The 11,628-nt window shown below is 63.1% G+C and carries 11 protein-coding genes; all 11 read right to left on the bottom strand.

What is annotated here, in order from left to right:
* Positions 1 to 49: 49 nt before the first annotated feature.
* Entirely contained in the window at positions 50 to 1,297 is a 1,248-nt protein-coding gene (gene coaBC / locus ACIQH5_RS00835) for a bifunctional phosphopantothenoylcysteine decarboxylase/phosphopantothenate--cysteine ligase CoaBC (protein ID WP_400399442.1), read from the bottom strand.
* A gap of 27 nt (positions 1,298 to 1,324) precedes the next feature.
* Positions 1,325 to 1,585, bottom strand: coding sequence for a DNA-directed RNA polymerase subunit omega (gene rpoZ / locus ACIQH5_RS00830; RefSeq protein WP_017197559.1), 261 nt, complete (start codon positions 1,583 to 1,585; stop codon positions 1,325 to 1,327).
* Positions 1,586 to 1,624: 39 nt separating this feature from the next.
* The gene (gmk, locus tag ACIQH5_RS00825) at positions 1,625 to 2,197 is read right to left on the bottom strand and encodes a guanylate kinase (protein WP_400399440.1); all 573 of its coding nucleotides are present in this window, start codon (positions 2,195 to 2,197) and stop codon (positions 1,625 to 1,627) included.
* 21 nt (positions 2,198 to 2,218) lie between these two features.
* A complete protein-coding gene (gene mihF / locus ACIQH5_RS00820) occupies positions 2,219 to 2,545 on the bottom strand; it encodes an integration host factor, actinobacterial type (RefSeq protein WP_024816819.1) in 327 nt (108 codons plus the stop codon).
* Positions 2,546 to 2,642: 97 nt separating this feature from the next.
* The gene (pyrF, locus tag ACIQH5_RS00815; RefSeq protein WP_400399438.1) at positions 2,643 to 3,518 is read right to left on the bottom strand and encodes an orotidine-5'-phosphate decarboxylase; all 876 of its coding nucleotides are present in this window, start codon (positions 3,516 to 3,518) and stop codon (positions 2,643 to 2,645) included.
* Positions 3,511 to 6,819 (bottom strand): carbamoyl-phosphate synthase large subunit, encoded by a 3,309-nt coding sequence (carB, locus tag ACIQH5_RS00810; protein WP_400399436.1) that lies wholly within the window; start codon positions 6,817 to 6,819, stop codon positions 3,511 to 3,513. Before carB ends, pyrF begins: the two co-directional genes overlap by 8 nt.
* Complete coding sequence (gene carA / locus ACIQH5_RS00805) at positions 6,819 to 8,075, bottom strand: glutamine-hydrolyzing carbamoyl-phosphate synthase small subunit (protein WP_400399434.1); 1,257 nt, start codon at positions 8,073 to 8,075, stop codon at positions 6,819 to 6,821. Before carA ends, carB begins: the two co-directional genes overlap by 1 nt.
* Positions 8,056 to 8,577, bottom strand: coding sequence for a hypothetical protein (locus ACIQH5_RS00800; RefSeq protein WP_400399432.1), 522 nt, complete (start codon positions 8,575 to 8,577; stop codon positions 8,056 to 8,058). The genes carA and ACIQH5_RS00800 overlap by 20 nt, the downstream gene beginning before the upstream one ends.
* Positions 8,577 to 9,902 (bottom strand): dihydroorotase, encoded by a 1,326-nt coding sequence (locus ACIQH5_RS00795; RefSeq protein WP_400399430.1) that lies wholly within the window; start codon positions 9,900 to 9,902, stop codon positions 8,577 to 8,579. The genes ACIQH5_RS00800 and ACIQH5_RS00795 overlap by 1 nt, the downstream gene beginning before the upstream one ends.
* Positions 9,902 to 10,909, bottom strand: a complete 1,008-nt coding sequence (locus tag ACIQH5_RS00790) for an aspartate carbamoyltransferase catalytic subunit (RefSeq protein WP_062069492.1) — start codon at positions 10,907 to 10,909, stop codon at positions 9,902 to 9,904. The genes ACIQH5_RS00795 and ACIQH5_RS00790 overlap by 1 nt, the downstream gene beginning before the upstream one ends.
* Complete coding sequence (gene pyrR / locus ACIQH5_RS00785; RefSeq protein WP_024816826.1) at positions 10,906 to 11,490, bottom strand: bifunctional pyr operon transcriptional regulator/uracil phosphoribosyltransferase PyrR; 585 nt, start codon at positions 11,488 to 11,490, stop codon at positions 10,906 to 10,908. Before pyrR ends, ACIQH5_RS00790 begins: the two co-directional genes overlap by 4 nt.
* Positions 11,491 to 11,628: the final 138 nt, after the last annotated feature.

Raw genomic sequence — 11,628 nt, 5'->3', positions numbered from 1 at the left:
GCGGGATCTGCCGTGTGTCCCTTTGCTAAGAATTCGGGTGTGGGCTCAGTTACATAGCCGGGAAGACGCGGGTCAGTTCGGTGCCCACCCGATCAATCACAGCAGCCGCGACGTCGGCCTTTGAGCCGGCGGCCGACTCGGGGTCGGCACCGTGACCGGACAGAACAATCACCGAATTGTCATCCTGGCCGAATACCCGGCCGATGCCCACCTGGTTCACTACCAAGAGGTCGCAGCCCTTGCGCTTGAGCTTGGCGGTCGCATGGTCCAGGACGTCGCCCTGGGCATCGCCCGTTTCGGCTGCGAAACCGACAATCAACTGCTGACCGCCGTCGGCATTACGACGTTCCACGAGCTCATGCAGGATGTCCGGGTTCCGGATCAACCGCACTACTGGAGCGTCCTCGCCGTCGACCTTCTTGATCTTGGTGTCCGAAACCTCTGCGGGACGGAAATCCGCAACAGCAGCGGCCATGATGACGACGTCGGAATCCACTGCCGCTGTCAGCGCGGCTTCGCGTAGTTCCAGGGCCGATTCAACGCGTACAAGCTCCACTCCGGCAGGCGGCTCGACGTCCATGTGTGCGGCAAGGAAACGAACTGTGGCTCCGGCAGCCAGGGCGGCAGCGGCCAACGCCGCACCCTGCTTTCCGGAGGACCGGTTGCCCAGGAAACGGACAGGATCCAGCGCCTCCCTTGTGCCGCCGGCGGAAATGGTGACGATACGTCCCGCCAGGACACCGGAATGGCTGCCCTGGGCCGGTGACGCTTCCGAGCCGGCAAGAGCCATGGCAGCAGCAAAAATCGCCTCCGGCTCCGGTAAGCGCCCAGGCCCGGAATCCGAGCCCGTCAGGCGACCGGAGGCAGGCTCCAGCACGGTGATGCCACGACTGCGCAGCGTCTCTACGTTGGCCTGGGTTGCCGCGTGCTGCCACATTTCCGTGTGCATCGCAGGAGCAAACAGAACCGGCCCATGGGCCATGAGAAGCGTGTTGGTAAGGAGGTCTCCCGCTTGTCCGGTCGCTGCTTTGGCCAAGAGGTCTGCGGTGGCAGGAGCCACCACCATAAGATCCGCCTCATGACCCAGACGGACGTGATTGACCTTCTCGACGTCGTCAAAGACGCTGTTGCTCACAGGGTTACCGGAGAGGGCTTCCCATGTGGCCACTCCGACGAATCGGGTAGCGGCTTCCGTGGGGATGACCGTCACCTTGTGACCGGCTTCAGTAAAAAGCCGGAGGAGCGATGCAACCTTATAGGCTGCGATCCCTCCCCCGACTCCGAGGACTATGCGCACGTGACCTCCGTCAACAGGCAGTCTTTATTATTCTGCGGGCTCAATCGGCGTGGAAACCAGCAAGCCTTCGTTGATCTCGCGCAGGGCGATGGACAACGACTTCTCGTTCAGCTTGGTGTCAACCAACGGGCCGACGTACTCGAACAGGCCCTCGTGGAGCTGTGCGTAGTAGGCGTTGATCTGACGGGCGCGCTTGGCGCCGAAGATGACCAGGCCGTACTTGGAATCAGCAGCCTCAAGCAGCGAATCGATCGGCGGGTTGATGATGCCTTCAAGGTTCGTGGACACGAATTCTCCAAATTTTAGCGGGCCAACAAATGCAAGCGCTTAGCGCTGGTGCGGGGTAAGCCCCATGAGTGAAACAAGCTCGTCCGCTGCCCGGCGAACGTCGTCATTGATGACGGTGTGGTCAAACTCCGGTTCAGCAGCAAGTTCCAGTTTAGCGGTTTCCAGCCTGCGCTGCTGTTCCTCGGGAGTTTCCGTGCCTCGGCCCACCAATCGACGGACCATTTCGTCCCAGCTGGGCGGTGCCAGGAACACGAAATTCGCGTCCGGGACCGCTGCTTTGACCTGCCGCGCACCCTGGAGGTCAATCTCCAGCAGGACAGACTTGCCATCAGCGATTGCCGCGTCAACAGTGCTGCGGAGCGTACCGTAGCGGTTGTGGCCATGCACCACAGCCCACTCCAGGAGTTCACCCTCGGAGACCAAGGAGTCAAACTCCTCGGCGGACTTGAAGAAGTAGTGGATGCCATCCTTCTCGCCCGGACGCGCAGCCCGGGTGGTTGCCGAGACCGAGAGCCAAACCTCTGGATAGTTGTCCCTGATGTAGGTGGATACGGTTCCCTTGCCAACGGCAGTGGGGCCTGCAAGGACAGTCAGTCCGGGTTTCTTGCTCACGGATTCCTTCGGGGAGATGCGTCAAACGCTTTGCTGGGTATCCATAAAATCTACCAGCGCCCGGGCCTGGTGAATTCCCAGCCCCCGGATCCGCCGGGATCCGGCAATGCCAATCTCAGCCATGATTCCGGCTGCCCTGACCGGACCAATGCCCGGCAGGGCCTCCAGCAATTCCACCACCCGCATGCGCGCAATCGCCTCATCGGTAGTACCTGAGGAGATCAACTCGGCAATGCTCACCTCGCCACGCTTGAGGCGTTCCTTGGCTGCAGCGCGTACAGCCCGCGCCTTCGCAGCCTTCTCGAGGGCATCGGAACGCTCCTGCGGTGTCAGCTCTTTAAGGCCCACTGCCAAACCCCTGTCAGATCGCGATTGTGATCCAGATCACGCGGACTGATCCTGAACCTACCGGCAGGGGCCCGGTTGCGCAATGAGGGTGCGCAACTTACTCCGAGCGAAGCCCGTCCAGTGTCTCCTCCGTTGCGGCACGCAGCCCTGCCAGGGACGGCCCGGCGGCCAGGATCCCCCGGCTGGAAGTCGCCAGGACAGTGGGGTACGCAGCGCCGAAAGTCGCTCGAAGGTCGGCTGGAGTGGCACCCTGGGCACCTAGGCCAGGAGCAAGGATGGGACCGCGGACAGCCTCAAGATCGATATCCAAGTCAAACAGGGCAGAACCGATGGTTGCCCCCACCACCAGGCCAACAGACCCGAGGGAACCACCGTAGCGCTGGTTTTCGACGGCGGCGGCGGCGGTAATTCTCCGGGCCACGGAATCGGCCCCGCCCACGTGCTGGACGGACTTCCCCTCAGGGTTCGATGTCAGCGCAAGCACAAACACTCCCCTGCCGTACTGCGCAGCGAGGTCCAGTGCCGGGCGCAGCGACTCAAAGCCAAGGTACGGGCTCAGCGTCACCGAGTCCGCAGCCAAGGACGAACCGTCCCGCAGCCAGGCATCCGCGTAAGCCGCCATGGTGGAGCCGATGTCGCCACGTTTCGCGTCAGCGATGCTGAGGACGCACGCCTCCGCGGAGGCAGCGAGGGTACGTTCCAGCACAGCCATGCCGGCGGAGCCGTGACGCTCATAGAGCGCCACCTGGGGCTTGACTGCGGCAGCGAGGGAAGCGACGGCCTCCACCACTGTCAGCGAGAAGCGTTCCAGGCCGGCGACGTCGTCGTTCAATCCCCATTCAGCCAAGAGCTGTGGGTGGGGGTCGATACCGACGCACAGCGGACCGCGCGCGGCCATGGCCGCAGCCAGCCGGGAGCCAAAGGACTCCCGGGCCGGCTGCTGCCCTTGCTGTGATGCGGCAGACTCAGGCATTGGCTGCTTCCACTGCTGCTGCCAGGTTGGCCGCGTGCTCCTGCAGGCTGGTCACCGACCACTCATAGGTGCGCAGCGCCTCAATGGCCTGCACTGCGGCGTTGAACTCGGCAACCGTAGTGATGCAGGGAATGCCGATGGACGTTGCCGCTGCACGGAGTTCGTATCCGTCGCTGCGGGCTTCTCCGCCCGACGGCGTGTTGAAGACCATGTCGATCTCGCCGGCGATGACGAGATCAGCGATGGTGCCCTCACCCTCGGCGCTGCTGCCCTCGGCCACCTTGCGAACCGGAGTCGCCTGGATGCCGTTGCGGCGCAGGACATCTGCTGTGCCACCGGTGGAGACAATCTCGAAGCCAAGGTCCGAGAGGCGCTTGACGCCCATGATCACCGAACGCTTGTCACGGTTGGCTACCGAAACGAAGATCTTGCCTTCGGTGGGCAAAGCGTTGTTGGCGGCAGCCTGGCTCTTGGCGAACGCCGTGTCAAAGTGCTTGTCAATGCCCATAACTTCACCGGTGGAGCGCATTTCCGGGCCGAGCAGGGAGTCCACAACCTTGCCTTCGGGAGTGCGGAAGCGGCTGAACGGAAGGACTGCTTCCTTGACAGCAACCGGGGCGTCCAACGGGAGGGTGGAACCGTCACCGCTTTCCGGCAGCATCTTGTAGGCACCGCGGAGCTGGTTAATGGTCACCCCTGTACCGATAAGGGCTGCCGCCTTGGCCATCTGCACACCAGTTGCCTTGGAGACGAACGGAACCGTACGCGAAGCACGCGGGTTGGCCTCAAGGACGTACAGGACGTCGGAGGCCAGGGCGAACTGAATGTTGATGAGGCCGCGGACGCCCACGCCTTCGGCAATGGCGCGGGTTGCCGTGCGCACACGCTCGATCACGTTGTTGCCCAAGGTGATCGGCGGAAGCACGCAAGCAGAGTCACCGGAGTGGATACCGGCTTCTTCGATGTGCTCCATGATGCCGCCGAGGTACATATCGGTGCCATCAAAGAGAGCATCGACGTCGATTTCGACGGCGTCTTCAAGGAATCGGTCAATCAGCACCGGGTGGTCCGTGGTGATTTCCGTGGCATTGGCGATGTAACGGGAGAGGTTGGCTTCGTCATAGACGATCTCCATGCCGCGGCCGCCCAGGACGTAGGACGGACGAACCAGGACCGGGTAGCCGATTTCGTCGGCGATCTTCTTGGCGTCCTCGAAGGAAACGGCGGTGCCGTTCTTCGGGGAGGTCAGTCCGGCCTCATCCAGCACGCGGGCGAAGGCGCCGCGGTGCTCTGCCAAATCGATGGCTTCGGGCGATGTGCCCAAAATCGGCACCCCGGCGTCGGCAAGCTGCTGTGCCAGCTTCAGCGGGGTCTGGCCGCCGAGCTGCACGAAGACGCCCATGACGCCGCCGGTGCGCTCTTCCGCGGCGATGACCTCGAGGACGTCCTCAAGCGTCAGCGGTTCGAAATAGAGGCGCGTGGAGACGTCGTAGTCCGTGGAGACCGTCTCCGGGTTGCAGTTGACCATGACCGTCTCATAGCCGGCCTTGCGCAGGGCCATCGAGGCGTGGACGCAGGAGTAGTCGAACTCGATGCCCTGGCCAATACGGTTGGGCCCGGAGCCAAGGATGATGACGGAGGGCTTGGCGTGCAGGCCTACTTCATCTTCCTCGTCATAGGACGAGTAATGGTACGGGGTGTAGGCGGCGAACTCAGCGGCACAGGTATCCACCGTCTTGTAGACCGGGCGAATGCCCAGGGCCTGGCGGACGCCGCGAACCACAGCTTCGTTGTTGTGCGTCAGGGCACCGATCTGCTCATCGGAGAAGCCATGGCGCTTCGCGTTGCGCAGCATTTCCTCAGTGAGCACGCCGGCCTTGCGGATCTCCTGCGCGGTCTCGTTCAAGAGCTGCAGCTGATCCAGGAACCAAGGATCGATCTTTGTGGCGTCGAAGACCTCTTCCACCGTGGCACCGCCCAAGAGCGCGCGCTGCACCTGGTGCAGGCGGTCCGTGGTGGGACGCTTGGCCTTCTCAATGAGCTCGGCAACCTCGTATTCCGGCACGGAGCTGAAGTCCAGCTGTGAGCCCTTCTGCTCCAGGGAACGGAGGGCCTTCTGCAGGGCCTCGGTGAAGTTGCGGCCCATGGCCATGGCTTCACCCACCGACTTCATGGTGGTGGTGAGGGTGTTGTCCGCTGCCGGGAACTTCTCAAAGGCAAAGCGCGGAACCTTGACCACAACGTAGTCCAGCGTGGGCTCGAACGAGGCCGGCGTCTTCTGCGTGATGTCGTTCGGGATTTCATCCAGGGTGTACCCAAGGGACAGCTTGGTGGCGATCTTGGCGATGGCAAAGCCGGTTGCCTTGGAGGCCAGGGCGGAGGACCGGGATACGCGCGGGTTCATCTCGATGACCACTACACGGCCCGTGGCGGGGTCAATGGCGAACTGGATGTTACACCCTCCGGTGTCCACACCCACTTCGCGGATAACAGCGATGGAGACATCGCGCAGCTTCTGGTACTCGCGGTCCGTGAGGGTCAGCGCCGGGGCAACCGTGATGGAGTCGCCGGTGTGGACACCTACGGGGTCGAAGTTCTCGATGGAGCACACAACAACGACGTTGTCGTTCTTGTCGCGCATCATCTCCAGCTCGTATTCCTTCCAGCCGAGGATGCTCTCTTCGAGCAGGACCTCGGTGGTGGGGCTGTACTGGAGGCCTTGGCCAACGATGCGGCGGAGGTCGTCCTCGTTGTACGCCAGGCCTGAACCCAGTCCGCCCATGGTGAAGGAAGGACGGACCACCATCGGGTAACCAAGGTCTTCCGCAGCAGCGAAGGCCTCCTCCATGGTGTGGATGATGTGGCTGCGGGCAGATTCAGCGCCGCAACGCTCCACGACGCCCTTGAACTTCTCGCGGTCTTCACCGAGCTCAATCGCTGCGATGTTCGCGCCGATGAGTTCCACGTTGTACTTCTCCAGCACACCGTTCTTGTCCAGCGCGATGGCGGTGTTCAAGGCCGTCTGGCCACCCAAGGTGGGCAGGATGGCGTCCGGACGCTCCTTGGCGATGATCTTCTCCACCACCTCCGGGGTGATGGGCTCAACGTAGGTGGCATCGGCGAACTCGGGGTCCGTCATGATGGTGGCCGGGTTGGAGTTCACCAGGATGACCCGCAGGCCCTCCTCCTTGAGGACGCGAAGCGCCTGGGTACCGGAGTAGTCGAACTCGGCCGCCTGGCCGATGACGATGGGGCCGGAACCGATGACAAGGACGCTCTTGAGATCTGTACGCTTGGGCATTACTTCTTGTCCTCAGTCTTGGAGTCGGTGTTCTTTGCGGCGACGGCGCCTGTGGCCTGGGCCTTGGTGTCGGCCATGAGGTCGATGAAGCGGTCGAAGAGGTACGCGGCATCGTGCGGGCCGGCCGCGGCTTCAGGGTGGTACTGGACCGAGAACGCGGGGATGTCGAGGCAGGCGAGTCCTTCAACGACGTCGTCGTTCAAAGAAACGTGGCTGACTTCCACCCGCCCGTAGCGCTCTTCCGGCGCCACGGTGGAACCGTTCAGCGGCGCATCAACGGCGAAGCCGTGGTTCTGCGAGGTGATTTCCACCTTGCCGGTCCGGCGGTCCATCACGGGCTGGTTGATGCCGCGGTGGCCGTAACGGAGCTTGTAGGTCCCGAAGCCCAGGGCGCGGCCCAGGATCTGGTTACCGAAGCAGATGCCAAAGTACGGAAGTTTCTCGTCCAGCACTGAGCGCAGGAGGGAGACCTGGTGGTCTGCAGTGGCGGGGTCGCCGGGCCCGTTGGACATGAAGAAACCGTCGGGCTTGACCGCGTTGACGTCTTCCAGGGTGGACGTGGCGGGCAGAACGTGGACGCGGACGCCTCGCTCTGCAAAGCGCACCGGTGTCATTGCCTTGATGCCAAGATCAACGGCCGCGATGGAGAAGCGCGGCTCGCCGTCCCAGCCGTGGTCCTTGGGTTCCACCACGTAGGCCTCATCAATGGAGACTTCCTCAGCCAGCGCTGCGCCTTCCATGGGAGCACTGGCCAGGACGGTTTCCAACAGTTCCTTGTCCGTGGCCTGAGCGGCCTCGCCGGAGAAAATGCCTGCGCGCATGGTCTTGTGCTCGCGGAGGTGGCGGGTGATGGCACGCGTGTCCACACCCTGGATGCCGACGATTCCCTGATCAACGAGTTCGTCATCGAGGCTGCGTTCGGAGCGCCAGTTGGACGGGCGGCGTGCGGCATCGCGCACAATGTACCCCGCAACCCAGATGCGGCGGGACTCAGCATCTTCGCTGTTCACGCCGGTGTTCCCGATATGCGGCGCAGTCTGAACCACCAATTGGCGTGCGTAGGAGGGGTCGGTGATGGTCTCCTGGTAGCCGGTCATGCCGGTGGCGAAGACTGCCTCACCTAGAGCGGTTCCCTGGGCTCCGTAGCTGCGGCCGCGGAACATGCGGCCGTCTTCGAGCACGAGTACTGCTGCTGAGGGGGTGGGGGTGGTGGCTGCTTTACTATCCGTCACTTTATTACTTTCCACTATCGGCATCTGCCTGAGGGGCTGCGGAGATCAATTCTTGAAGGGCATCGAGGAGGAGCTGCTTGTCGCTTGCGTGCCTGGATCGGAAGCCGGTGTCGAGTTCACGGGAGCCAAGCTTCCAGTTGATGACCAGGAGTCCGTCCTTTTCAACGAACTTTCCAGCCATTCCGTTGGTTTCGCGGCTATCCACCAGTGCGGAGCGCGGGATGAACACCGGGGCGGCACCCGAACGGTCGAACAACACGCCTTCAGCATGGATGCTCAGCTCCGCGTTGGTCCGGATACCCAGGCCCTGGACTGCGATCCGGTCCAGCCAGTCGCCGGCCGTGGTGGTGGCCACGTACTGGCCATCTGCCACCACGGTGGCCGGGGTCAGCTGCTCCGGAACCTCAGGGAGACGTTCGACGTCGGCTTGTCGCCTCAGCCGGTTCCGCCATCCCAGCCAGATCATCGCCAGGACGACGACGATCAACGGCACCGTGATGAGCACGGTCAGTGTTTGGTTGTCCATTAGTTGCCGCTGACTGCCGGGTACCTGTAAGGCCTGTTGAGCTGACCATTGAGGACCGTGGGGTGGCCTTTGAAGAAGGTCGCCACCACGGATCCGGGCAGCTCCTTGCCCTTGAACGGTGAATTGCGGCCCATGGTTGCCATTTTATGCGGGTCAACGGTCCAACGCGCAGCCGGGTCCACCAGGATGACGTTCGCAGGTTCGCCAACCTCCAGGGGGCGGCCCTGATCCGCGACGCGTCCTATCACTGCAGGCGTGAACGAGGTAACCCTGGCGAAATCCGCCCAGGTCATGAGGCCGGTTTCGATCATGGTCTCCTGCACCACGGACAAGGCGGTCTCAAGACCGGTCATGCCCATTGCTGCTTGCGCCCACTCACATTCCTTATGCTCGCTGGGGTGCGGTGCGTGGTCGGTTCCCACGACGTCGATGGTGCCATCGGCCAGGCCCTCACGGAGCGCCTGGACGTCGGAATCGGTGCGCAGCGGCGGGTTGACCTTGTAGACGGGGTCGTAGCTGCGGACCAGTTCGTCGGTCAGCAGCAGGTGGTGCGGTGTGACCTCGGCGGTAACGTTGATGCCCCGTGCCTTGGCCCAGCGGACAATTTCCACGGATCCTGCAGTGGAAACGTGGCATACGTGGAGGCGGGAACCCACATGCTGGGCCAGCAGGACATCCCGGGCAATGATGCTTTCCTCGGCGACGGCGGGCCAGCCGGTAAGTCCCAGCACGGCGGACACTGCGCCTTCGTTCATCTGTGCACCGGCGGTCAGGCGGGGCTCCTGCGCGTGCTGGGCCACCACGCCGTCGAACGCTTTGACGTACTCCAGGGCGCGGCGCATGATGACGGGATCGTGAACGCAGATGCCGTCATCGGAGAACATCCGGACCTGGGCGCGGGAATCCGCCATGGCGCCGAGCTCTGCCAGTTGTTCCCCGGCCAAACCTACGGTGACTGCACCAACAGGGCGTACATCCACCCAGCCGGACGCCCGTCCCAGGCTGTGAACCTGCTCCACAACGCCCGCAGTGTCCGCCACCGGGTTGCTGTTGGCCATCGCGTGGACGGCGGTGAAGCCACCCAGCGCCGCGGCGCGGGTGCCGGTCTCCACCGTTTCGGCGTCTTCACGGCCGGGTTCGCGCAAGTGGGTATGAACGTCCACCATGCCCGGCAGTGCAACGAGGCCCTGGGCGTCGATGACGGTTGCGTCCTCCGCGGAAAGGTCCTTGCCGCGAGCTTCAATGACGCCGTCGCGGATCAAGAGGTCTTCAGCTTCGCCGCCGAGGATGGCGGCCCCACGAATCAGGTAGGTGTTCTCGGCCATCAGTTGGTCTCCTTGCTGGACTGGCTTAAGTTCGGGGCGGCTTCACGGGAATCCCCGGAGAGCAGCAGGTAAAGGGCGGCCATACGGACCGAGACACCGTTTCGCACCTGGGCGAGAACGGTTGAACGCGGCGAATCGGCGGCTGCCGAGGAGATCTCCAGGCCACGGTTCATGGGGCCGGGGTGCATGATGATGGTGTCCTTCATGCCGAGATCGTCCAGCGCGCGGAGCCTTGCGTCGTCGAACCCCCAGCGGCGGGAGTACTCGCGGGTTGACGGGAAGAACGAGGCGTTCATCCGCTCACCCTGGACGCGCAGCATCATCATGGCGTCGATGCCGGCTTCCAGTGTCTCGTCCAGGTTGTAGCTGACCTTGCAAGGCCAGTGCTCGACGCCGATGGGCAGCAGCGTGGGTGGCGCCACAAGCGTGACCTCGGCACCAAGGGTCTTGAGCAACCACACATTTGAACGGGCAACACGCGAGTGCAGGACATCGCCGGCAATCGCTACCCGCATGCCTTTGAGGTCTGCCCCCGTGGACTCAATGCCGTTGACCTGTGACCAATGCCGACGCATGGTGAAGGCGTCCAGCAGTGCCTGCGTAGGGTGCTCATGGGTGCCGTCGCCAGCATTGATGACGGCTGCGTCGATCCAGTCGGTGGCAGCAAGCCGGTGCGGCGCGCCGGAGGCCCAGTGCCGGATAACGACGGCATCCGCACCCATGGCTGCAAGTGTTTGCGCCGTGTCCTTGAGGGACTCCCCCTTGGAGACCGAAGATCCCTTGGCAGCGAAGTTGATGACATCGGCTGACAGTCGCTTGGCTGCCGCCTCAAAGGAGATGCGGGTACGGGTGGAGTCCTCGAAGAAGAGGTTCACCACCGTCCGGCCGCGCAGTGCCGGGAGCTTCTTTACTTCACGCTCGCCGACGGCGGACATTTCCTCCGCGGTGTCCAGAACACGGATGGCGTCGAAAAGACTGAGGTTTTCGGTGGACAGAAGGTGCTTCACTTGCCGGCCTCGATAACAACCTCATTGACGGGCACGCCGTCTACGGAATCGATCTCCTCGAGATGGACCCGGACCTTCTCCGATGAGGAAGTGGGCAGGTTCTTGCCCACGTGATCCGCGCGGATGGGAAGCTCACGGTGTCCCCTGTCCACCAGCACCGCAAGACGGACGATGCGTGGGCGGCCAAGATCAACCAAGGCATCCAGGGCCGCGCGGATGGTCCGGCCGGAGTACAGGACGTCGTCAATCAGGACAACAACTTTGTTATCTATGCCTGACAGCGGGAGCCGGGTGTGGCGTGGGGGCCGGGTGGGCTGATGGGAAAGATCGTCACGGAACATGGTGACATCCAACTGACCAACCATGGTGTCTGCGTTAACCGTGGGGTCGGCGGCAGCGATCTTGTTGGCAAGCCGCACAGCCAAGGGATAGCCGCGGCTGGGAATGCCCAACAGGACCAGGTCCTGGGAGCCTTTGTTGGCTTCGAGGATCTCGTGGGCGATACGAGTGAGCGCACGATCAATGTCCGCCTGATTGAGAACAACCCGCGACGGCACGTGCGCTGAAGTGACTTCAGTCATCGCTCGTCTCCCCTTTCCCCGCCTCACGGGACGGAATTAAAAAAGGAATATTTGCTTTTCAAAGCTACCACAGCGCCCCTTTTCCACCTCACCCGAGGCGGCTGTGACCAGTGAGTTTAAGCTCACAGTCCGTGCTGT

Source organism: Paenarthrobacter sp. NPDC091711 (assembly GCF_044756605.1).
Taxonomy (GTDB): Bacteria; Actinomycetota; Actinomycetes; order Actinomycetales; family Micrococcaceae; genus Arthrobacter.
Note: the sequence above shows the minus strand (reverse complement) of the source record. Positions and strands in the feature narration are given on the sequence as shown.

What these genes read in the sequence shown, in the direction of transcription:
- carB (WP_400399436.1), bottom strand. Translation starts at nt 6,819, where the DNA reads ATGCCCAAGCGTACAGATCTCAAGAGCGTCCTTGTCATCGGTTCCGGC.
- ACIQH5_RS00795 (WP_400399430.1), bottom strand. Translation starts at nt 9,902, where the DNA reads ATGGCCGAGAACACCTACCTGATTCGTGGGGCCGCCATCCTCGGCGGC.
- pyrR (WP_024816826.1), bottom strand. Translation starts at nt 11,490, where the DNA reads ATGACTGAAGTCACTTCAGCGCACGTGCCGTCGCGGGTTGTTCTCAAT.
- carA (WP_400399434.1), bottom strand. Translation starts at nt 8,075, where the DNA reads ATGCCGATAGTGGAAAGTAATAAAGTGACGGATAGTAAAGCAGCCACC.
- ACIQH5_RS00800 (WP_400399432.1), bottom strand. Translation starts at nt 8,577, where the DNA reads ATGGACAACCAAACACTGACCGTGCTCATCACGGTGCCGTTGATCGTC.
- pyrF (WP_400399438.1), bottom strand. Translation starts at nt 3,518, where the DNA reads ATGCCTGAGTCTGCCGCATCACAGCAAGGGCAGCAGCCGGCCCGGGAG.